The following is a 21,441-nucleotide window of genomic DNA, read 5'->3' on the forward strand; positions in this document are numbered from 1 at the left end:
CGGCCTTGGCATGGGAGTGATATGCGACAGGCGGTGTACATGGACTAACCCTCCAGCACCCAGGTGTCCTTGGTGCCGCCACCCTGCGATGAATTGACCACCAGGGAGCCTGCCTTGAGCGCCACCCGGGTCAGGCCACCGGCCACCATGCTGATCTCGCGGCCGGTCAGCACAAAGGGCCGCAAGTCGATATGGCGGGGGGCGATACCGCTTTCCACAAAGGTGGGGCAGCTGGAGAGGCACAAGGTGGGCTGGGCGATGTAGTTGCTGGGGTTGGCGCGTACCCGCTCGCGGAAGTCCTCGACCTCGGCGGTGGTGGAGGCGGGGCCGACCAGCATGCCGTAGCCGCCTGCGCCATGGACTTCCTTCACCACCAGGTCGGGCATATGGGTCAGAACATGGTCGAGCTCATCCGGCTTGCGGCACTGCCAGGTCGGCACGTTGTGCAGGATGGGCTCTTCACCGAGGTAGAAGCGCACCATGTCCGGCACATAGGGATAGATGGACTTATCGTCCGCTACGCCGGTGCCGATGGCATTGGCCAGGATCACATTGCCCTGCTTATAGACCGAGAGCAGGCCCGGCACCCCGAGCATGGAGTCGGCGCGGAAGGCCAGCGGGTCGAGGAAGGCGTCGTCGATGCGGCGGTACACCACGTCCACCCGCTGCGGGCCGACGGTGGTGCGCATATAGAGGTGGTCGTCCTTGACGAACAGATCCTGCCCCTCCACCAGCTCGACCCCCATCTGCTGGGCCAGGAAGGCATGCTCGAAATAGGCGGAGTTGAAGGGGCCGGGGGTCAGCACCACCACGGTCGGGTTATCTGCCTGGCTGGCATGGCGCAGAGTGTTGAGCAGCAGGGTAGGGTAGTGCGCCACCGGTGCCACCGGGTACTGGGCAAAGAGCTCGGGGAAGAGCCGCATCATCATCTTGCGGTTCTCCAGCATATAGCTGACCCCGGAGGGGACCCGCAGATTGTCTTCCAGCACGTAGTAGCCGCCGTCGGCATGGCGTATCAGGTCCACACCGGTGATATGGGTATAGATGCCGTGCGGCAGGTCCAGGCCCTGCATGGCGGGCTGGTACTGGGCGTTGGCGAAGACCTGCTCGGCCGGGATCAGGCCGGCCTTGATGATCTCGTGGTCGTGGTAGATGTCCCAGAGGAAGCGGTTCAGGGCGGTGACCCGCTGGCGCAGGCCGGCTTCCAGTATCTGCCACTCGCTGGCGGATACGATGCGCGGCACGGTGTCGAAGGGGATCAGCCGCTCTGCCCCGGCCTCATCGCCGTAGACCGCAAAGGTGATGCCCACCTTGCGGAACAGCAGGTCGGCCTCGGCCCGTTTCTTGGCCAGCGCCTCGGGCGTCTGGGCGTGCAGCCAGCTGGCAAAGGGCTGGTAATGCGGCCGGATTGCGCCGCTTTGCAGCAGCATCTCGTCGTAATGGCCTTGGGCCGGCAGGGTGAGGGCGTGCATAGGGACTCCCGGATCGCTTATATGGAGTCTATGCAAGAGCCGTGCCGATGTTCTGCCTGATTAAAATCAATGGTTTGTCTAGCGAGTTGCTACTTGTGGTCGCCCGTTTGCACCAATAGTGTGCAGCGCCCCAAAACAGGGGCTCCTGTCAAATTGGGAACTCTCTGGAAAAACGGCTTACAGCGCCGGCGCGAATTTAATGTGCTGACGAGCGTCAGCGAGGTTCCCCGCCGGGGGGGGCAGTGAGTAGGGGGAATCAATCAGGGAAGGGCCGCTCGTCCTGCCCGCACAAATGACAAGCGCCCGGGTATCCCGGGCGCCAGTGCTGACTTCAGATACTAAGCCGCTATGTGAAAGCAAACAGGCCCTAGAAGCTGTACACCGCCTGCAATCCGAAGAGCGTGTTGTTCTTGACCTGCTCGCCGTTCTTCTTGGCAAAGACCGGCAGGTTGGCGTGGTCGAAGCGCAGTTCGCTCTTCAGCACCACCTGCTTCATCGGGTAGAACAGCAGCGCTGCCGAGATCGCGCTGCGCTTGGCACCCTTGCAAGCGAAGCCGTAGTCGCTCGGGTCGTTGGCCTGTGCATCGGCCAGGCAGGCCGGGTCGATGCCCCAGCCATTGACCGTGTCGGTACCGCCCGCGCCGTAGTAGGCCGGCATGCCGCCGCCGTTCTTGCTGTTGTCGAGGTAGTCGTAGCGCAAGGTACCGGCCCAATCGTCGTTGAACTTGTAGTTGCCCAAGAGCGACAGGCCCCACCAGGTGGCGTCGCCGCCGTTCCAGGCCGCCTTGCGTTGCCGACCGTAGTCGATCTGCGCGTTGAGGGTAGTCTCGAACAGGGTATAGGCGAGGTCGGCCTCGGTGTAGACGACGGCCGACTTGAAGTCGGTCGGGGCATCCTGGCGGTTGTTCACGCTGCTCTTGCCCACATAGCCCGACCAGCCGATGTTGGTCTTGCTGTCCCAGGTGTAGTCCAGCCGGTATTCGAAGGTCGGCGACTTCACCCCGCCCGAGAAGGGCTGGCTGTTCGGGTTGCCGAGCATGAACTTCCAGGCCGCGTTGCCGCTGGTGTAGGTCACACCGGCGCCAGTGAAGTAGGCCGGGTCGGCAAAGTCATACAGCAGGTTGTGGGTAATGGTGTTGAGCAGGTTGGACTGGTAGTACTCGTAGCCGGCGAAGGAGCCGATCTGGCCGAAGAAGTAGGACATGCTCTTGTCCACCGGCAAGGTCACCTGGGCGGTATGGACGATGTTGTTGCCACCGGTCGAGCCTGCGCCGTAGCCGCGGTTGGGGGCGATCACCACCTCGAAGGTCGGGGCCAGCACGCTGGCTGCCTGGGCCGGCATGACCGTCCCGGTGCCGAAGGTCTTCTTGATATCGAGGTAGATATCGCCCATCGAGGAGTTGTCGTAGGCATAGGTCGAATTGTTCGGCCGGCCAAAGCTGAAGCTGCTGGTCTTGGCATTGCGGTTGGCAAAGTAGGCCACGTCGGCGTAGCCGGTGATGCTGAGGCCGGCGTTGGGGCCTTCGGCGTCGGCGCTGGCCAGTTGTTCGACCTGCAGTTCCATCTTGTTGACGCGCTGTTCCAGGGTGGGCTCGTCGCTGGCCACCGCCGGTGCCGGTGCAGGTGCTACGGCAGGGGCTGGCAGGGCGGTATTCACCGGCTGCTTGGCCAATAGGCTCTGGGTGGCGTCCTTGAGTGCATCGACCTGCGCTTGCAGGGCTTTGACCTGGGCCTTGAGGTCATTGATCTCGCGCTTTTCCTTGTCGCCGGCGTGGCTGGCGACGGCCGTGCTGGCAAAGGCCGCCGCGACCAGCAGACTGATCGGTTTGATGCTCCGTTGCATGTTATTCCCCGTATCGTAGTCTCAAGCCAGCCTTACTTGCTGGTCTTGAAGATGTTGAAGTAGAAGCTGATCTGCTTTTGCGCATCGCTCTGGATGGGCTGCTTGGGCTGCATCACCGCCATGACCGCCGGGGTCAGGTAGATCTTGGCGTCGCCGGTCAGCTTGGGGCTGACGTACTGGGTGGCGGCGGTGTTGGGGTTGGCGTAGTTCACCTTGTTGGAGATACCAGCGGCCACCTTGGGATCGAGGATGTTGTTGATCCACTTGTAGGCGTTGTCGACATTGGTAGCGTCCTTGGGGACGGCCATGGTGTCGATCCACACGATGGTGCCCTTCTGCGGCACGATGTATTCGATCTTGTTGCCGTTCTTGGCCTGTTCGGCCCGGTCGCGCGCCATATAGGCATCGCCGTTGTAGGCCATGCCCACGCATACGTCGCCGTTGGCCAGAAGGTCGATGGGCGAGGAATTGAAGACACGGATATCGGGGCGGATTTCCTTCAGCACCTTGGTGCTCGCCTCCAGCGCTTCCTTGCTGAAGTCGTTGGCCTTGCGGCCTTGGTAGATATTGACCAGGGAATAGACGTCGCTACCTGCATCAAAGAAGGAGATACCGCAGGACTTGAGCTTGTGGGTGTACTTGGGATTGAAGATCAGTTCCCACTCATCGGCCGGCAGCGGCTCGCCACCCAAGGCCTTCTTGACCCGATCGACGTTGATGCCGAAGGCGGTGGTGCCCCACATGTAGGGGATCAGGAAGTCGTTGGTCGGGTCCCCGATCTTCATCTTCTCGAGGATGGTCTTGTCGATATTGCCGTAATTGGGGATCTTGCTCTTGTCGAGCTTGAGATAGATGCCAGCCTTGATCTGCCGGGCGGCGAATTCCAGTGAGGGGACCACGATGTCGTAACCGGAGCGGCCGGTCATCAGCTTGGCCTGCAGTACCTCGTTGCTGTCGTAGAGGTCGTACTTCACCTTGACCCCGAACGCCTTTTCGAAGTCCGGCAAGGTGGTGTCGCCGATATAGTCGTTCCAGTTGTAGACGTTCAGGATGCCGGCGGCGGATGCCGTCAGCGCCAGTCCGCCGAGCCCCAACGCGGCGAACGCCCGCCCCAGTTTGCCTAGAGTAGCCATCGAATTCCCCTGTAATGAGTACGCAACTCGGTACAGCTGAGATGGCCAACTGAAGTTCTCTCCCCGAGTCTGCAGCAGTATGGTCAGCCGTCAATAATGTAAAACATAGCGATGAGGATATTGGACAAATATACAAATTTACAATTTTGTGTTGTTGTTTACGTCACTGACGTTAGCGTCAATTAAGCTTTCTTTAAGGAAGTTGGCCGACGTTCGTGCATGAAAAAGCCCCGGTCTGAGCCGGGGCTTTGAGGTGGCGTGCAGACCGCTTCAGAGCTGCATGGACTTGGTCTCGTAGAACTCGTGGATGCCGAAGTCACCCCATTCGCGGCCGTTGCCAGACTGCTTGTAGCCACCTAGCGGCGCGTCGTAGTTGAAGTCGCCACCGTTCACATAGCAGCCGCCAGCACGGATCTGACGGGCGATACGGATGCCCTCCTCGCGGCTGCCGGCCCAGACGCCGGAAGAAAGGCCGTAGATGCTGTCGTTAGCGATGCGGATGGCTTCGTCCAGGTTCTGGTAGGGGATCATGCAGATCACCGGCCCGAAGATCTCTTCCTGCGCAATGCGCATCTGGTTGTTGACGTCGCGGAAGATGGTCGGCTTCACATACGCGCCGCGCGTCAGGCCTTCGGGTCGCTCCAGGCCGCCGGTCAGGAGCGTGGCACCCTCGGCGATGCCTTGTTCGATATAGCCGAGTACGGTGTCGCGTTGCGACATCGAGCTCATCGGGCCTACATAGGTGTCCTTGTCCATGGGATCGCCGACCTTGAGGCTCTCCGCTACCCGCTTGGCAATGGCGGCGGCTTCCTCATAGCGGCTGGCGGGCACCAGCATGCGGGTCAGGGCGATGCAGGTCTGGCCGCTGTTGATCATCACGTCCTTCACGCCAAAGCTCACTGCCTGCTCCAATGGCGCATCCTCGGTGATGATATAGGGCGACTTGCCACCCAGTTCCAGGCAGACCCGCTTGACGGTGTCGGCTGCCAGGCGCTGGATGCGGCGGCCGGTAGCGGTGGAGCCGGTGAAGGACACCATATCGACCTCGGCATGGGTCACCATGGCGTCGCCCAGCACGCCGCCCTTGCCGGTAATCAGGTTGAATACCCCGGCCGGCAGGCCGATCTCATGCACCGCCTCGGCGAACAGGATGTCCTGCAGCGGCGTGACGGAGGAGGGCTTGAGCACCATGGTGCAGCCGGTGGCGAGCGCCGGCGCGACCTTGCCGATCAATTGGTAGAGCGGGTAGTTCCAGGGGGTGATGAAGGCGCAGACACCAACCGCCTCGCGGACTACCAGCGAATTGTTGACCTGCTTTTCCACTTCCATCTCGAAAGCGCGGTCGGCGAACTTTTCCAGCGCCTTCACGCAGTTCACCTGGATGATCTTGGCGATCTCCAGCGGGCAGCCCATGGACTGGCTGATGGCCAGTGCCAGTGCGTCCTTGCGGCGTTCCAGTGCGGCGTGCAGCTTGCGGATGTAGTCGGCCCGCTCGGCGGCGGTGGTGCGCGACCAGGCAGGGAAGGCGGCGCGGGCGGCGGCAAAGGCCTGGTCCACGTCGACGAGGTCGGCATTGCATGTCTCGGCAAAGCCCTCTTCGGTGGCCGGGTTGTAGACGGTGGTGTAGCCGCTGCCGTGCGGGGCGACCCATGCGCCATTGATATAGAGCTTGTCGTAACGTTTCATGGACTTACCTCTGCAAGATAAATGGGCTGCCCGGCGTAGTGCGCGGCAGTTGGCTCAATCAGAAACTGGGCGGCGCGTTGGGGCTGACCAGGCTGGCGCTGATGATCTCGGCAGTTTCCTTGCCGAGATTGCGAAAGCGGTGCGGCAAGGTGGATTCGAAGTAGTAGCCCTCGCCGGCCTTGAGTACCCGGGTCTGTTCATCCACGGTGAGCTCGATCTCGCCACGTACCACGGTGCCAACCTCCTGGCCGACGTGGCTCAGCATCTCGGCACCGGTATCGGCGCCCGGCTCATAGACCTCGCGCAACATGGTGATGTGGCGGTTCTGCACGCCGTGGCCGATCAGGAACAATTTGACGCCCTCGCCGCCGATGTCGGGCATCTGTTCCTTGTCGAAGAAGGGCGAGGGGCGTACCGGCTCGGCGATGTCGAAGGTAAAGAACTCCGCCAGGCTCATGGGTACGCCGTCGAGCACCTTCTTGAGCGAGGAGATGGACGGGCTGACCCGGTTCTGCTCGATCAGCGAGATGGTGCTGTTGGTAACGCCGGCACGTTTGGCGAGCTCGCGCTGCGACAGCGCGTGCTTCTCGCGAACCAGCTTGAGCCGGGTGCTGACTTCCAGTGACATGGCATCTTCCTTGCTAATCAGAGCGGGACTGAGTGTGCAATATTGTGAACGCTCTGTGGTGGGAAATTATACGGTCAAAGCCGCGCTGGCAAGTGCGCAAATGCGCGAAAGTCCTTGATATTGCTTTTATTGCGACGCACAACCGATGCTGCTTGTGCCCTGTTTGGAGGCTGGTGTTTAATATGTTTGACATTGCACAGGCCCAGTGCGTTGAGAATGTTTGACGCACCGAGGCGGTGATTCTGTCAGCCCTGCGGGTCACGAGCCGGCGGTGGCAACCAGCCAAAATAATGGAGACGACATCATGCTGATCGGTGTACCCAAGGAAATTAAGAACCATGAATACCGCGTCGGGTTGACCCCGGCCGGTGTCAAGGAACTCAAGCGCAACGGCCATGAGGTGCTGGTGCAGGCCAATGCGGGCACCGCTATCGGCTTCCCCGACGAGCAGTACCTGGCCGCCGGGGCGCAAATCGTGCAGGCTGCGGAAGAAATCTTCAAGCGTGCCGACATGATCATCAAGGTCAAGGAGCCGCAGCCGGTCGAGTGTGCCATGCTGCGTGCGGGGCAGATACTGTATACCTACCTGCATCTGGCGCCGGACCCTGAACAGACTGCGGCGCTGGTGAAGTCCGGCTGCGTTGCCATTGCTTATGAGACCGTGACCGACGGCCGCGGCGGCCTGCCGCTGTTGGCACCCATGTCCGAAGTCGCCGGCCGCATGGCCATCCAGGCGGCTGCTCGGGCGCTGGAGAAGTCGGCCGGCGGTTCCGGTGTGCTGCTCGGCGGTGTGCCGGGCGTGGCGCCGGGCCATGTTACCGTGATCGGTGGTGGCGTGGTCGGTACCCATGCAGCCCGCATGGCAGCCGGCCTGGGCGCTGACGTCACGCTGCTGGATCGCTCCTTGCCTCGCCTGAAGGAGATCGATGAAGCTTTCGGTGGCCGTATCAAGACGCTGTACTCGACCCAGGACGCGATCGAGAACGAACTCAAGGTGGCCGATGCGGTGATCGGCGCGGTGCTGATCCCTGGTGCTGCTGCCCCCAAGCTGGTCAGCAAGGATATGCTCAAGCTGATGAAGCCCGGTTCGGTGCTGGTGGATGTGGCCATCGACCAGGGCGGGTGCTTCGAAACCTCGCACGCAACCACCCATCAGGACCCGACCTATGTGGTCGAGGGCGTGACCCACTACTGCGTGGCCAATATGCCGGGTGGTGTGGCGCGGACCTCGACCATTGCATTGACCAACGCCACCCTGGTGCATGCGGTGGCCATTGCCAACAAGGGCTGGCGACGCGCATTGCGCGACGATACCCACCTGCGCAACGGCCTGAACGTTTGCGAAGGCAAGGTGACCTATCAGGCAGTGGCCCGTGATCTGGGCTACGAGTACGTGCCGGCAGACCATCTGCTCGGTTGATTTGAATGGTGCAGTAACCGCAACAATGCAGGTTGCTCTGGACCGCAAGGTCAGCAGCAGCCTGAAGGAGTCAGCATGAAGCGCAAACCCCTCGTCGCCCTGGTGGCGGATCGCAAGCAACTGGGCCTGCATCCCTTTCATTGTGTCGGCGAGAAGTACATCACGGCGGTTGTGGAAGGGGCAGGCTGCCTTGCCATGCTGATCCCGGCGCTCGGCGAGCTGCAGGACTTCGACAGCATCCTCGACCTGGTGGATGGCTTTCTGTTCACCGGCAGCGTCTCCATGGTCGACCCGGCCCGCTACCGTGGCCCCAGTCTGCCTGAAGGCCAGCAGCTCGATACCGCTCGCGACCAGACCGCCATGCCGCTCATGGAGCGGGCGATCCGGCGTGGCATCCCGGTGTTCGCCATTTGCCGTGGCTTTCAGGAAATGAATGTGGTGCATGGTGGCTCGCTGCTGCAGAAGGTGCATGAGACCGAGGGCAAGATGGACCACCGCGAGGATGGCAGCGCTTCGCTGGAGGTGCAGTACGGCCCGGCCCATCCGGTCCGTTTTACCGAGGGCGGGCTGATTGAGCGCACCAGCGGTTTTATGGAATACAAGGTCAACTCCATCCACAACCAGGGCGTGGACCGGCTGGGCGACGGCCTGGTGGCTGAAGCGGTCGCACCCGATGGCCTGGTGGAAGCGTTCTCGGTCAAGGACGCCAAGGCATTCACGCTCGCGGTGCAATGGCACCCCGAGTGGAAATTCGCCGACAACCCTCTCTCGGTTAGCCTGTTCCAGGCTTTCGGCGAGGATTGCCGGCGCTATCAAGCAAGCCGCGAGTAAGCTGCCCAGCGGATTACCAGGGAAGCGTCGGAAAGCGACGAGGAATCCCCCTCGCCGCGCTTTCCCGCGTTTGCCGGCTTGCCAACAACCGGAGGTTCGTCGCCCAGCGGCGAAAACAAAGCATGGCTATCAACCAGTTCCAAGACTTTTTCCGTGAGCATGGCATCACCGAGGTGGAGTGCGTCGTACCGGACATGACCGGCGTGGCGCGTGGCAAGATCCTCCCCAAGAGCCAGTTCAACTCGGCCAATATGCGGCTGCCCAAGGCAGTGCTTATTCAGACCGTGACTGGCGACTGGCCTGACGACGACGAGATCACCGGGCCGACCGATCCGGACATGGTTTGCGTGCCGGATATCAACACCACCCGCCTCGTTCCCTGGGCGCCGGACCCGACCGCCCTGGTGATCCACGACTGCGTGCACTTCGATGGCTCGCCGGTTTCGATCTCGCCGCGCTATGTGCTGCGCAAGATCCTCAAACTCTATGAGGAGCGCGGCTGGAAGCCGGTGGTGGCACCGGAACTGGAGTTCTACCTGGTCGAGCGCAATATCGATCCGGATATCCCGCTCAAGCCGCCTATCGGCCGTACCGGCCGGGCCGAGACCGGTCGCATGAGCTACAGCATCGACGCGGTGAACGAATTCGACCCCTACTTCGAGGATGTGTACGAATACAGCGACGCCATGCGGCTGGATGTGGACACCCTGATTCATGAAGTCGGCGCCGGCCAGATGGAAATCAACTTCGTGCACGGCGATGCACTGGACCTTGCCGACCGGGTATTCCTGTTCAAGCGGGTAGTCCGTGAAACCGCGCTGCGCCACAATATCTACGCCACCTTCATGGCCAAGCCCATGCAGGAAGAGCCGGGTAGCGCCATGCATATCCACCAGAGCATCGTGGACAAGGAAGGCAACAATGTCTTCTCCAATGCCGATGGTGGTCCCTCCAGCCTGTTCCTGAGCTATGTGGCTGGCCTGCAGCGCTATATGCCGGCAGTGATGCCCATCATGGCGCCGTTCGTGAACAGCTATCGCCGCCTGAGCCGCTTTACCGCGGCACCGATCAACCTGCAGTGGGGCTACGACAACCGTACCGTGGGTATTCGCGTACCGAACTCCGGCCCTGAGGCGCGCCGGGTCGAGAACCGGGTGCCGGGCGTGGACGTGAATCCCTACCTCGCCATGGCGGCCACCCTGGCTTGCGGTTACCTCGGCATGGTCAAGGGCCTGAAGCCTTCGGCCCCCATGGTGACCAGTGGTTACGACCTCGACTACGAGCTGCCGCGCCATCTGGAAGACGCCATCGAGCTGATGCGCGATTCGGCCGATATCGCCGAGGTGTTCGGTGCCGACTTCGTCAATGCCTTCTGCGCGGTGAAGGAGAAGGAGTACGACACCTTCTTCCGCGTGATCAGCTCCTGGGAGCGCAGTCACCTGCTGCTCAACGTATAACGCGCTACCGCATTTCATTCATTACAACCCGGCGGCCGCCTTGCGGCCGTCACGGAGAAAAACCATGAGCAACCCCTTCGAGAACCGGCCTGCGATCCACGCCGAGGCCCGCCAGGCGGGTGGCGTGTTCGCTGCCCGCACCACTGCCGAATACCAACAGCTCGATGCCGCCCATCACCTGCATCCCTTCAGTGACATGGGCTCGCTCAACAAGCAAGGCAGCCGCGTCATCACCAAGGCCGAAGGTGTCTACCTGTGGGATAGCGAAGGCAACAAGATCATCGACGGCATGGCTGGCCTGTGGTGCGTCAATGTCGGTTACGGCCGCAAGGAGCTGGCCGACGTTGCCTACAAGCAGATGCTGGAGCTGCCGTACTACAACACCTTCTTCAAGACCACCCACCCGCCGGTGATCGAGCTGTCCAAGATACTGGCCGAGGTCACCCCGGCCGGCTTTGAGCACTTCTTCTATTGCAACTCGGGTTCCGAGGGCAATGACACCGTGCTGCGTGTGGTGCACCAATACTGGGCCGGCGCAGGCAAGCCGCAGAAGAAGTACGTGGTGTCGCGCAAGAACGGTTACCACGGTTCCACCATTGCCGGTGGTTCGCTCGGTGGCATGGGCTATATGCACGAGCAGATGCCATCCATGGTCCCCAACATCGTCCATATCGACCAGCCCTACTGGTTTGGCGATGGTGGTGAGCTGACACCGGCCGAGTTCGGCCTCAAGTGCGCTCGCCAGTTGGAAGAGAAAATCCTCGAACTGGGTGCCGAGAACGTGGCCGCCTTCATTGGCGAGCCGTTCCAGGGCGCCGGCGGGGTGATCTTCCCGCCGGAGACCTACTGGCCGGAGATCCAGCGCATCTGCCGCAAGTACGACGTGCTGCTGTGCGCCGATGAGGTGATCGGTGGCTTTGGCCGTACCGGCGAGTGGTTCGCCCACCAGCACTTCGGTTTTGAGCCCGACATGCTGACCCTGGCCAAGGGCCTGACCAGCGGCTACGTGCCCATGGGCGCCGTTGCCATCCACCGCCGCGTGGCCGATGCACTGATAGCCGCCGGCGACTTCAACCATGGTCTGACCTATTCGGGCCACCCGGTTGCGGCTGCGGTCGCCGTTGCCAATATCAAGCTGCTGCGTGAAGGCGGCATTGTCGAGCGCGTACGCACCGAAACGGGGCCTTATTTCCAGAAGTCGCTCCGTGAAGCACTTGCGGGCTCCCCATTGGTGGGCGAGATCCAGGGGGCTGGCCTGGTAGCGGGCATGCAGTTGACCGAGGACAAGGCGACGCGCAAGCGTTTTGCCAACGGTGGCGACATCGGCCTGCAGTGCCGTGACCATTGCTTCCGTAACAACCTGATCATGCGTGCTACCGGTGATCGCATGCTGCTTTCGCCGCCGCTGGTGATCAGCCGCAGCGAGATCGATGTGCTGGTCGAAAAGGCAGCCAAGTGCATTGCGCTGACCGCACAGGACCTGGGCATGGCCTGAACGGCCTGAGGGCGCCGCCCGCGTGTTACACCGGGCGGCGGTCCGCCGAGCTGTGGAATGGTTAGTGCTTGACGCAGCGGCAGCCCAAGCTGGCCGCGCGATCGTGGATGTAGGCAAAGCTACTTGGCAGCACCCTTTTTTCACAGGAGCAAACTGATGGCAACGAAGCAGTTCGGCATGACCTTGCTAGCCCTGGGCCTCAGCAGCCTTGCCCTGCACGCGCAGGCGGCTGGCCAGTTGAATGTGTACAACTGGAACGACTATGTTGGCGACACCACGGTGGCCGACTTCGAGAAGTCGACCGGCGTGAAGGTGAAGTACGACGTCTACGACAGCAACGAGGTATTGCAGGCCAAGCTCATGACCGGCAAGTCCGGTTATGACCTGGTGGTCCCCTCGCTGGAATTTGCGGCCAAGCAGATCCAGTCTGGCATCTACCTGCCGCTCGACAAGAGCAAGATCCCGAATTACGCCAACCTCAACCCCGAGATCCTCAAGAAGGCCGAAGTGGCCGACCCGGGCAACAAGTACCTGGTGCCCTATATGTGGGGTACCACGGCCTTCGGCATCAATGTCGAGAAGGTCAAGAAGGCGCTCGGCAGCGAGCCCATGCCGACGGATGAGTGGGAACTGATCTTCAACCCCAAGTACACCAGCAAGCTCAAGTCCTGCGGCATCTCCTTCATGGATACCGGCAGCGATGTGTTCTCCATGGTCAACATCTATCTGGGCAAGGACGCCAACGACCACAGCGAAGCGGCACTCAAGGAGGCCACCGAGACCATCAAGAAGGTGCGCAAGGACGTGCGGGTATTCAATTCCTCGCCGATCGACCTGTTGGCCAACGGCGACGTGTGCGTGGCCATGGCCTTCAATGGTGATACCTATATGGCCAAGGACCGCGCCGAGCAGGCCAAGAAGAAGCAGCAGATCGAGTACATCGTGCCGCAGAAGGGCACCATCATGTGGGTGGACAATATGGCCATCCCCAAGGACGCCAAGAATGCGGACAACGCCTTCAAGTGGATCAACCATATTCTTGACCCCAAGGAAGCGGCCGGCATCTCCAACAAGGTGAACTACGCCAACCCCAACCTCAAGGCCACGCCCTTCGTGGACAAGAAGCTGACCAGCGATCCCAAGATCTATCTGACGGCCGAGTCCATGAGCAAGCTGCAGGCCAAGAAGCCGATCGATCCGGCGGCGCAGAAGCTGATCACCAAGTATTTCAACCAGTTCAAGACTGCAAAGTAGTGCCCATGGGGCCGGAGCAATCCGGCCCTTTCCATGTCAGCATCCGTTACCAAATCAAACGCTCGTTTTTGTAGAATGCGCGTTTGACTTGGCAATGACCCAACCCAGGATGGAGTCTCTATTGTGGCGGTAACCCCGAACGACGTCGCTGCTGGCGACAGCAAACAGCAATTCCTGCAGATCAAGGGCGTGACCAAGAAGTTTGGCGATTTCTATGCGGTCGATGATGTCAATCTCGTGATCCCCAAGAATGAGATCTTTGCCCTCTTGGGCAGCTCAGGCTCCGGTAAATCCACCTTGCTGCGCATGCTGGCCGGCATGGAAACCCCGACCGAGGGCCGCATCATCCTGGACGGCGAGGACATCACCGACCAGTCGTCCTATCACCGGCCGACCAATATGATGTTCCAGTCCTACGCTTTGTTCCCGCATATGACGGTGGAGCAGAACGTGGCCTTTGGCCTCAAGCAGGACAAGGTACCCAAGGACGAGATCATCGAGCGTGTTGGCAAGCTCCTCGACCTCGTGCAGATGCGCAAGTATGCCAAGCGCAAGCCACACCAGCTCTCCGGCGGTCAGCAGCAGCGTGTGGCACTGGCCCGCTCGTTGGCCAAGCGGCCCAAGCTCCTTTTGCTGGATGAGCCCTTGGGCGCGCTGGACAAGAAGCTGCGGGTGCAGACCCAGTTCGAGCTGGTGAATGTGATCGAGACCGTGGGCGTGACCTGCATCATGGTGACCCACGATCAGGAAGAGGCCATGACCATGGCCAGCCGCATCGCCATCATGAGCGAGGGCAAGCTGGAGCAGGTTGGCGGCCCGCGTGAAATCTACGAATTCCCGAACAGCCGCTTTACCGCCGAATTCATTGGTTCGACCAATATCTTCGAGGGCCGCCTGTCGGTGGACGAGCCGGACCATATCGTGATTGACAGCGCGGACCTGGGTCGTGGCATCTACGTCGACCATGGCATCACCGGCCCCAAGGGCATGACGGTCTGGTATTCCATCCGTCCGGAAGACATCACCCTGTGCCGGCAGAAGCCTGATTCGCAGTACAACTGGGCCGAAGGCAAGGTGCACGACATCGCCTACCTGGGCTCCCACTCGGTCTACCACGTGCAACTGACTTCCGGCCGCATCGTGATCGCCAACGTACCGACCAGCCATTGGGGCAGCGAAAAGCCGGCCACATGGGGTGACGAGGTGGTGGTGAAGTGGAGCGACGGTGCCAACGGCTGGGTACCTGGATCGGTGCTGACCAAATGATCAAATCCCTCCTCCAACGCTGGCTGCCACAGGGGCGCACGGGCGTGATCGCCGTGCCCTATGTCTGGCTGCTGTTTTTCTTCGTGCTGCCGTTCTTCTTCGTGCTCAAGATCAGTTTTGCCGAGCCCGATATCTCGCAGCCCCCCTATACCCCGCTCGTGAAGCAGGAGGACAACAAGACCACGGTGGTGCTCGATACGAGTAAGTACAAGACCGTGTTCGGCGAGGTCGATGCTTTCTTCGAGAAGAGCTGGTCTGAAGCCAAGGAAGAGAGCCAGTACCTGGTGGCCTATTGGAATGCCATCAAGCTGGCGTTCTTCACCATGGTGCTGACCCTCTTGATCGGCTACCCCATCGCCTACAACATCGCCCGCTCCAATGAGGCGACCCGCAACACGCTCCTGATGCTGGTGATGATCCCGTTCTGGACCTCTTTCCTGCTACGGGTCTATGCCTGGATAGGCATCCTCAAGAACAACGGGGTGATCAACAACATCCTCCTGGCCACCGGCATGATCAATGAGCCGATCGAGATGCTGTATACCCCGGGTTCGGTACTCCTGGGCATGGTCTACAACTACCTGCCCTTTATGATCCTGCCGCTCTACGCCCACCTGGTGAAGCTGGACAGCCGGCTCTTTGAGGCGGCCGCCGACCTGGGTGCCAAGCCTTGGACCACCTTCTTCCAGATCACCCTGCCGCTGTCCAAGGCCGGCATCATCGCCGGTTGCATGATGGTGTTCATTCCGGCTGTGGGTGAGTACGTGATCCCAGCCCTGCTGGGTGGCGGTGACGTGGTGTTCATCGGCAACAAGCTGATGGATGACTTCGGCGCCAACCTCGATTGGCCGCAGGCCTCGGCGGTGGCGGTCATCATGCTGGTCCTGCTGGGGGGGCCCATCGTCTGGTTCCACCGCATCGAACAAAAGCAGCAGGAGGCCGAATAATGAGCCGCATGCCTTTATCCAACCGCATTTTCATGGGGCTGGGCTTCTTCTTCCTGTATGCGCCCATCCTGAGCCTGGTGATCTACTCCTTCAACGAGTCGCGCCTCGTGACCGTCTGGGGTGGCTTCTCGCTGAAGTGGTACGAGGTGCTGATCAATGACGCCGACCTGCTGCATGCCGCCGGGCTGAGCTTCAAGATCGCCTTTATGTCGGCCACCCTGGCGGTGGTGCTGGGTACCATCGCCGGCTTTGTGCTGGCGCGCTTTGGCAGCTTCCGCGGCCATACCCTGTTCGCCGGCCTGACCACGGCGCCCATGGTGATGCCCGAGGTGATTGTGGGCCTTTCCATGCTGCTCCTGTTCGTGGCGCTGCAGACCGGCATGGGCTGCAGTGCCGAGGGTGGTCCGCAGGGCCTGTGGGCGCGGCTGGGTTGCTGGGCCTTTGGCGAGCGCGGCATGATCACCATCTGGATCGGCCACACCACGCTGTGCATGGCCTATGTGGCGGTGCTGGTGCAGTCGCGCCTGAAGGAGCTCAACCGCTCACTGGAAGACGCTGCCATGGACCTGGGCTGCCACCCTTTCAAGGTGTTCTTCGTCATCACCATCCCGGTGATCTCGCAGGCCCTGGTTTCTGGCTGGCTCCTGAGCTTCACCATCTCGCTGGACGATTATGTGCTGACCGCCTTCCTGTCCGGTCCGGGTTCGACCACCATGCCGCAATGGATCTTCTCCTCTATCCGGCTGGGCCTGACCCCCGAGATCAACGCGCTGGCGACCATTGTGATCGTGGTGGTGAGCGTGTTCGTGGTGATTTCCAACCGCTTGATGCTGTCGGCCCAGGCCAAGCGCGACAAGGCCATGCAGGCGGCGTTTGCTCAGGGTGGTTCGGCGCACTGAGTAAAGGCATGCAGCAACGAAAAACGGCACCCTAGGGTGCCGTTTTTTTCGCACTTGCGTATCAGCCCAGCGCTTTACTGACGTAGCGCTTCACCGTCTCGGCATCATTGGGTACCACTTCGCAGCGCTGCGGCAGCGCCTCGATGCCGGCAAGGCCCTCGGGGCGCGGTGGTACCGTACCCAACGCCTCGGCAATGGTGGCCTCGAACTTGGCCGGCAGGGCGGTTTCCAGCGTCACCATGGGTACGCCTGCGCGACGGGCTTCCAGCGCCACCTTCACGCCGTCGGCGGTGTGCGGGTCGAGCACCACGTTCCAGCGTGCCTTGGCAGCGCGGATGGTGGCGATACGGTCGGCGTGGGTGCTCTTGCCCGAGCTGAAGCCGAATTCACCAACCATGCGGGCGAAGAAGGGCGTCTTGCCGAAGTCGAAGCCACCAGTGCTGTCGACTTCGCGCCAGAGCTGCGCCAGGGCGGCGCTGTCGCGGTCGATCAGGTCGAACACGAAGCGCTCCAGGTTCGAGGCCTTGGAGATATCCATGGACGGGCTGGAGGTGGCATGCGTATCGGCCGAGCCGCGCACGGTGTAGCGGCCGGTCTTGAAGAACTCGTCGAGCACGTCGTTCTCGTTGGTGGCCACCACCAACCGACCCACCGGCAGGCCCATCTGGCGGGCGATATGACCGGCGCAGATATTGCCGAAGTTGCCCGAAGGCACCACGAAGTCGACTGGTTCGCCGATCTGGGTGGCAACCTCAAGATAGGCGCGGAAGTAGTACACCACCTGGGCCACGATGCGGCCCCAGTTGATGGAATTGACCGCACCGATCTTGTAGCGGGCCTTGAATGCCGCGTCGTTGTTGATCGCCTTGACGATGTCCTGACAGTCGTCAAAGGTACCTTCGACCGCCAGGTTGTGGATATTGCCATCCTGCAGGCTGAACATCTGGGCGCGCTGGAAGGGGCTCATGCGGCCATGCGGGCTGAGCATGAAGACATTGACCCCCTGCTTGCCACGCATGGCGTATTCGGCCGCCGAGCCGGTATCGCCCGAGGTTGCGCCGACGATATTCACCGCCTCGCCGCGCCGGGCCAGCACATATTCGAACAGCTGGCCGAGCAGCTGCATGGCGATGTCCTTGAAGGCCAGGGTAGGGCCGTTGGACAGGTGCAGGAGGTGCAGGCCAGGTTCCAGCTCGGTCAACGGGGTGATGGCGCTTGAACCGAAGGCTTGCTCGGTATAGGCAGCGTCCACCAGCCGACGTACGTCCTCGGCCGGAATGTCGGTGGCGAAGCGCGACACCACCTCGAAGGCAAGCTGCGGGTAGCTCAGCGTGCGCCAATGGGCGAGGGTAGCTGCATCGATCTGCGGGTATTGCTCGGGTACGACCAGGCCACCATCGGGTGCCAGGCCGCCGAGCAGGATGTCGCTGAAGGACTGCGGGGCCATACCGCCGCGGGTACTGATGTATTGCATGGCGGTTCCCTTACTTGTCCAGATTTTCCAGCCGCAGCTTGGTCACCGGGCCGGAGATGGTCGCCAGTGCCTCGATGCCGGCGATGGCCTGGTTGACGCGCGCTTCCTGGGCCAGATGGGTGAGGATGATGATGTCGACGATCTTCTCGCCCTCGGCCGGCTCCTTTTGCATCATCGCGTCGATGGAGATGCCCAGGTCGGCCAGGATACGGGTCACATCGGCCATCACGCCCGGCTGGTCGTGCGCCTTGAGGCGCAGGTAGTAGCTGGTCTCGACCGCCGTGATGGGCAGGATGGGAAGATCGGACAGGCGATCCGGCTGGAAAGCCAGATGCGGCACGCGGTGTTCGGGGTCGGCGGTATGCAGCCGGGTCACGTCCACGAGGTCGGCGACCACGGCCGAGGCGGTCGGCTCGGAACCGGCGCCACGGCCGGAGTAGAGCGTCTGGCCGACGGCGTCGCCCTGTACCACCACCGCGTTCATCACGCCGTCCACATTGGCAATGATGCGCTTGGCCGGGATCAAGGTGGGATGCACGCGCAACTCCACCCCTTCACTACGGCGGCGGGCGATGCCAAGCAGCTTGATACGGTAACCGAGCTGCTCGGCATAGGCGATGTCTTCCTGGGTCAGCTTGCTGATGCCCTCGAGGTAGACCTTGTCGAACTGCATGGGGATGCCGAAAGCCAGCGCAGCCAGGATGGTCAGCTTATGGGCGGCGTCATGGCCTTCGATATCGAAGGTCGGGTCGGCTTCCGCATAACCGAGCTTCTGTGCCTGGGCCAATACATCGGCGAAAGCCGCACCCTTGTCGCGCATCTCGGTCAGGATGAAGTTGGAGGTGCCGTTGATGATGCCGGCAATCCATTCGATGCGGTTGGCGGTCAGGCCTTCGCGCAGTGCCTTGATGATGGGGATGCCGCCGGCAACGGCGGCCTCGAAGGCCACGATCACGCCGCGCGCCTGGGCGGCGGCGAAGATCTCGTTGCCGTGCAGGGCCAAGAGGGCCTTGTTGGCGGTGACTACATGCTTGCGGTTCTCGATCGCGCGCAGCACCAGCTCCTTGGCCAGGGTGGTGCCGCCGATCAGCTCGCAGACCACATCCACGTCTGGATCGTCCACCACGGCATGGAAGTCATTGCCGAAGGACAGGCCCTCGGTCACGGCCGGGGCAATGGCCCGGGCTTTTTCAATATTGCGGACCGCGACCCGCTTGACCTCGATGGCGCGGCCAGCACGACGGCCGATCTCCTCGGCGTTGCGGGCCAGGACCTTGGCGACACCGGAGCCGACCGTGCCAAAGCCCAGCAAGCCTACTTGTATGGGTTTCATTCGGAATGCCTAACTGTTTGCTTGGAGCGGTTTTCTGAAATTGAAGGAGGCGATGACCAAACCCTCGCGGTGGTAGAAGCGATGCGCGTCTATCCGCTGGGTGCCGGAGTCGAGCATGAAGTTGGTCGCGCCGCGCCGCAGGGCCTCTTGTTGGAGCCAGTCGAGCAGCAATTTGCCGACGCCTTGTGAGCGCCATTGGGAGGTGGTGACCAAGTCGTCCACATAGAACTTGGTCCCGGAGAAGGTATCGCGATATTGCCGGAAAACCGCCACGCCGAGAACGTGCTCGCCGTCGATGGCGATCACCATCTCGCCGCCATCGGCAAAGATGCCTTGCATCTGGGCGCTGTAGTCGCTGGCGAGCTGCGGGCGCAGCTCGCGGTGTACGGCCTCCGCCCGGGCGAGCCAGGCGGGTTCAATCAGTTGGCGTTGCTCGTTGGTCAGGCGGAGTGTTTGCATGGTTCAGCCCGCGTGGCGTTTTCGATAGGCAGCCAGGAAGCGCTCGATGCGGTCGAGGGCTTCTTCCAGCTCGTCGATATGGGGTAGGAAGACGACCCGCAGGTGGTCTGGCGTGGGCCAGTTGAAGCCGGTGCCCTGCACCAGCAGCACCCGCTCCTCTTCCAACAGCTCGGTGATAAAGGCCTGGTCGTCGGCGATCGGGTAGACCTTGGGGTCCAGCCGGGGGAAGAGATAGAGCGCCCCCTTGGGCTTGACGCAGCTCACGCCGGGGATGGCGGTCAACCGCTCCCAAGCCAGATCGCGCTGACGGGTCAGGCGGCCATCCGGGGCGACCAGCTCGTTGATGCTCTGGTAACCGCCCAGCGCGGTCTGGATGGCATGCTGGCTGGGCACATTGGCACACAAGCGCATGGAGGCGACGATGTTGAGCCCGTCGATATAGTCCTGGGCGTGGCGCTTGTCGCCGCTCAGTATCATCCAGCCGCTGCGGTAGCCGCAGGCGCGGTAGTTCTTGCTGAGGCCGCCAAAGGTCACGCAGAACACGTCCTCGGACAAGGAGCCGATGCTGGTGTGGGTATGGCCGTCGAACAGAGTCTTGTCGTAGATCTCGTCGGCGTAGACGATCAGCCCGTGTTCGCGGGCGATCTGCAGGATGCCCTTGAGTATCTCGTCCGGATAGAGCGCGCCGGTCGGGTTGTTTGGGTTGATCACCACGATGGCACGGGTGTTCTCGGTGATCTTGGCGCGGATATCGTCCAGGTCCGGCAGCCAGCCATCCTCCTCGTTGCAGAGGTAGTGGCGGGCGGTACCGCCGGACAGCGACACGGCGGCGGTCCACAAGGGGTAGTCCGGTGCCGGCACCAGGACCTCGTCACCATTGTCGAGCAGGGCGTTCATGCTCAGGAGGATCAGCTCGGAGACGCCGTTGCCGATATAGATGTCTTCGATCCCGACACCCTTGATGCCCTTTTGCTGCGAGTAGTGCATCACCGCCTTGCGAGCGGAGAAGAGACCCTTGGAATCGGCATAACCGCCGGCTTGCGGCAGATTGTGGATCACGTCCTGGACGATCTCGTCCGGCGGTTCGAAGCCGAACACGGCCAGGTTGCCGATATTGAGCTTGATGATGCGATGCCCGTCGTCTTCCATCTGCTTGGCACGCGCCAAGGCTGGGCCGCGGATTTCGTAACAGACCTTGTCGAGCTTCTGGCTTTTCTTGACGGCGCGCATCGTGGTGCTTTTAGGGGTGTTGGGGGGAGCGTTCGATAGTAGCAAAGATTTTTGCGCTGCAATATTCGCTTTGCTGTCCACGCTTATTCCCGCCTGGGCGCGCTAAAATAGGCCCCTGTCCTACCTTGGTCACCGCCATGAAACTGCACGCCGACAAGCCCACCCATCTCAATGTGTTCACCAGTTATGGCGAGGATTTTGTCAGCGTCAACCAGCAACGCCAGAGCGGTAGCCTGATTGTCGGGCCGACCGAGCTGCAACCCTGGCGGCCGGCGAGCTTTGCCGATCTGACCGAGGCCGATTTCGAGGCCCTCTTGGCCCTGAAGCCCGAGGTGGTGTTGCTGGCAACCGGCAGCCGGCTGCAGTTCCCCCACCCACGGCTGACCCGTGCGCTGATGCAGGCGCATATCGGTGTCGACGCCATGGATATATCGGCCATGTGTCGCACCTTCAACATCCTGGTGGCGGAAGACCGCCGCGTCATCGCCGCCGTGCTGTTCGCCTGATCCGCGCCGACGTTCGTCGGCGCCCACTTTCGTTTTCTGCCCTACACACCATGCTGACTTAGCGGGGCCTGCGCGCATCGTCTCGCAGTCCCTGCTTTGGCCGTAGCG

The 21,441-nt window shown here is 61.8% G+C and carries 18 protein-coding genes; 9 read left to right on the forward strand and 9 right to left on the reverse strand.

Annotated features, from left to right (window positions below):
* Positions 1–44 precede the first annotated feature (44 nt).
* The 5 genes from VIM95_RS02520 to VIM95_RS02540 all read right to left on the reverse strand — a co-directional run bounded on the left by VIM95_RS02520 (position 45) and on the right by VIM95_RS02540 (position 6,756).
* Positions 45–1,472: a circularly permuted type 2 ATP-grasp protein gene (locus tag VIM95_RS02520; RefSeq protein WP_331982631.1), complete on the reverse strand. Its 1,428-nt coding sequence runs from the start codon at positions 1,470–1,472 to the stop codon at positions 45–47.
* 367 nt (positions 1,473–1,839) lie between these two features.
* Positions 1,840–3,315, reverse strand: a complete 1,476-nt coding sequence (locus VIM95_RS02525; protein WP_331982633.1) for a DUF3138 family protein — start codon at positions 3,313–3,315, stop codon at positions 1,840–1,842.
* A gap of 32 nt (positions 3,316–3,347) precedes the next feature.
* Positions 3,348–4,448, reverse strand: coding sequence for an extracellular solute-binding protein (locus tag VIM95_RS02530; RefSeq protein WP_331982635.1), 1,101 nt, complete (start codon positions 4,446–4,448; stop codon positions 3,348–3,350).
* Between the two features lie 270 nt (positions 4,449–4,718).
* A complete protein-coding gene (locus VIM95_RS02535; protein WP_331982637.1) occupies positions 4,719–6,134 on the reverse strand; it encodes an aldehyde dehydrogenase family protein in 1,416 nt (471 codons plus the stop codon).
* A 58-nt stretch (positions 6,135–6,192) separates the two neighbouring features.
* Positions 6,193–6,756, reverse strand: a complete 564-nt coding sequence (locus VIM95_RS02540; RefSeq protein WP_349258176.1) for a cupin domain-containing protein — start codon at positions 6,754–6,756, stop codon at positions 6,193–6,195.
* A 310-nt stretch (positions 6,757–7,066) separates the two neighbouring features.
* Here VIM95_RS02540 and ald point away from each other — a divergent pair, with 310 nt between their 5' ends.
* The 8 genes from ald to VIM95_RS02580 all read left to right on the forward strand — a co-directional run bounded on the left by ald (position 7,067) and on the right by VIM95_RS02580 (position 16,331).
* A complete protein-coding gene (gene ald / locus VIM95_RS02545) occupies positions 7,067–8,182 on the forward strand; it encodes an alanine dehydrogenase (protein ID WP_331982641.1) in 1,116 nt (371 codons plus the stop codon).
* 75 nt (positions 8,183–8,257) lie between these two features.
* Positions 8,258–9,013, forward strand: a complete 756-nt coding sequence (locus VIM95_RS02550; RefSeq protein ID WP_331982643.1) for a gamma-glutamyl-gamma-aminobutyrate hydrolase family protein — start codon at positions 8,258–8,260, stop codon at positions 9,011–9,013.
* Between the two features lie 122 nt (positions 9,014–9,135).
* Positions 9,136–10,470, forward strand: a complete 1,335-nt coding sequence (locus VIM95_RS02555; protein WP_331982645.1) for a glutamine synthetase family protein — start codon at positions 9,136–9,138, stop codon at positions 10,468–10,470.
* Positions 10,471–10,534: 64 nt separating this feature from the next.
* The gene (locus VIM95_RS02560) at positions 10,535–11,965 is read left to right on the forward strand and encodes an aspartate aminotransferase family protein (RefSeq protein WP_331982647.1); all 1,431 of its coding nucleotides are present in this window, start codon (positions 10,535–10,537) and stop codon (positions 11,963–11,965) included.
* A 156-nt stretch (positions 11,966–12,121) separates the two neighbouring features.
* Positions 12,122–13,219: a polyamine ABC transporter substrate-binding protein gene (locus VIM95_RS02565; RefSeq protein ID WP_331982649.1), complete on the forward strand. Its 1,098-nt coding sequence runs from the start codon at positions 12,122–12,124 to the stop codon at positions 13,217–13,219.
* Positions 13,220–13,342: 123 nt separating this feature from the next.
* Positions 13,343–14,485 carry an ABC transporter ATP-binding protein gene (locus VIM95_RS02570; protein ID WP_331982651.1) on the forward strand — a complete coding sequence of 381 codons (1,143 nt, stop codon included), beginning with the start codon at positions 13,343–13,345 and terminating at the stop codon, positions 14,483–14,485.
* On the forward strand, positions 14,482–15,432 hold the full coding sequence (locus tag VIM95_RS02575) for an ABC transporter permease subunit (RefSeq protein ID WP_331982653.1): 951 nt from the start codon (positions 14,482–14,484) through the stop codon (positions 15,430–15,432). Before VIM95_RS02570 ends, VIM95_RS02575 begins: the two co-directional genes overlap by 4 nt.
* A gap of 8 nt (positions 15,433–15,440) precedes the next feature.
* Entirely contained in the window at positions 15,441–16,331 is an 891-nt protein-coding gene (locus tag VIM95_RS02580) for an ABC transporter permease subunit (RefSeq protein WP_331982730.1), read from the forward strand.
* Between the two features lie 61 nt (positions 16,332–16,392).
* Here VIM95_RS02580 and thrC read toward each other — a convergent pair whose 3' ends face one another.
* Genes thrC through VIM95_RS02600 form a run of 4 tightly spaced genes read right to left on the reverse strand, consistent with a single transcriptional unit; the run spans position 16,393 to position 20,827 of the window.
* Complete coding sequence (gene thrC / locus VIM95_RS02585; protein WP_331982655.1) at positions 16,393–17,805, reverse strand: threonine synthase; 1,413 nt, start codon at positions 17,803–17,805, stop codon at positions 16,393–16,395.
* A 10-nt stretch (positions 17,806–17,815) separates the two neighbouring features.
* Positions 17,816–19,138: a homoserine dehydrogenase gene (locus VIM95_RS02590; RefSeq protein WP_331982657.1), complete on the reverse strand. Its 1,323-nt coding sequence runs from the start codon at positions 19,136–19,138 to the stop codon at positions 17,816–17,818.
* Between the two features lie 9 nt (positions 19,139–19,147).
* A complete protein-coding gene (locus VIM95_RS02595) occupies positions 19,148–19,597 on the reverse strand; it encodes a GNAT family N-acetyltransferase (RefSeq protein WP_331982659.1) in 450 nt (149 codons plus the stop codon).
* 3 nt (positions 19,598–19,600) lie between these two features.
* Positions 19,601–20,827: a pyridoxal phosphate-dependent aminotransferase gene (locus VIM95_RS02600; protein ID WP_331982661.1), complete on the reverse strand. Its 1,227-nt coding sequence runs from the start codon at positions 20,825–20,827 to the stop codon at positions 19,601–19,603.
* A 137-nt stretch (positions 20,828–20,964) separates the two neighbouring features.
* Here VIM95_RS02600 and VIM95_RS02605 point away from each other — a divergent pair, with 137 nt between their 5' ends.
* The gene (locus VIM95_RS02605; RefSeq protein ID WP_331982663.1) at positions 20,965–21,333 is read left to right on the forward strand and encodes an Mth938-like domain-containing protein; all 369 of its coding nucleotides are present in this window, start codon (positions 20,965–20,967) and stop codon (positions 21,331–21,333) included.
* Positions 21,334–21,441: the final 108 nt, after the last annotated feature.

Origin of the sequence: Chitinimonas sp., from assembly GCF_036568685.1 — a bacterium.
Lineage (GTDB): Bacteria > Pseudomonadota > Gammaproteobacteria > Burkholderiales > Chitinimonadaceae > Chitinimonas.

What these genes read in the sequence shown, in the direction of transcription:
- VIM95_RS02590 (WP_331982657.1), bottom strand. Translation starts at nt 19,138, where the DNA reads ATGAAACCCATACAAGTAGGCTTGCTGGGCTTTGGCACGGTCGGCTCC.
- VIM95_RS02560 (WP_331982647.1), top strand. Translation starts at nt 10,535, where the DNA reads ATGAGCAACCCCTTCGAGAACCGGCCTGCGATCCACGCCGAGGCCCGC.
- thrC (WP_331982655.1), bottom strand. Translation starts at nt 17,805, where the DNA reads ATGCAATACATCAGTACCCGCGGCGGTATGGCCCCGCAGTCCTTCAGC.
- VIM95_RS02605 (WP_331982663.1), top strand. Translation starts at nt 20,965, where the DNA reads ATGAAACTGCACGCCGACAAGCCCACCCATCTCAATGTGTTCACCAGT.
- VIM95_RS02575 (WP_331982653.1), top strand. Translation starts at nt 14,482, where the DNA reads ATGATCAAATCCCTCCTCCAACGCTGGCTGCCACAGGGGCGCACGGGC.
- VIM95_RS02525 (WP_331982633.1), bottom strand. Translation starts at nt 3,315, where the DNA reads ATGCAACGGAGCATCAAACCGATCAGTCTGCTGGTCGCGGCGGCCTTT.
- VIM95_RS02520 (WP_331982631.1), bottom strand. Translation starts at nt 1,472, where the DNA reads ATGCACGCCCTCACCCTGCCGGCCCAAGGCCATTACGACGAGATGCTG.
- VIM95_RS02565 (WP_331982649.1), top strand. Translation starts at nt 12,122, where the DNA reads ATGGCAACGAAGCAGTTCGGCATGACCTTGCTAGCCCTGGGCCTCAGC.
- VIM95_RS02550 (WP_331982643.1), top strand. Translation starts at nt 8,258, where the DNA reads ATGAAGCGCAAACCCCTCGTCGCCCTGGTGGCGGATCGCAAGCAACTG.
- VIM95_RS02595 (WP_331982659.1), bottom strand. Translation starts at nt 19,597, where the DNA reads ATGCAAACACTCCGCCTGACCAACGAGCAACGCCAACTGATTGAACCC.
- VIM95_RS02580 (WP_331982730.1), top strand. Translation starts at nt 15,441, where the DNA reads ATGCCTTTATCCAACCGCATTTTCATGGGGCTGGGCTTCTTCTTCCTG.
- VIM95_RS02555 (WP_331982645.1), top strand. Translation starts at nt 9,136, where the DNA reads ATGGCTATCAACCAGTTCCAAGACTTTTTCCGTGAGCATGGCATCACC.
- ald (WP_331982641.1), top strand. Translation starts at nt 7,067, where the DNA reads ATGCTGATCGGTGTACCCAAGGAAATTAAGAACCATGAATACCGCGTC.
- VIM95_RS02530 (WP_331982635.1), bottom strand. Translation starts at nt 4,448, where the DNA reads ATGGCTACTCTAGGCAAACTGGGGCGGGCGTTCGCCGCGTTGGGGCTC.
- VIM95_RS02535 (WP_331982637.1), bottom strand. Translation starts at nt 6,134, where the DNA reads ATGAAACGTTACGACAAGCTCTATATCAATGGCGCATGGGTCGCCCCG.
- VIM95_RS02600 (WP_331982661.1), bottom strand. Translation starts at nt 20,827, where the DNA reads ATGCGCGCCGTCAAGAAAAGCCAGAAGCTCGACAAGGTCTGTTACGAA.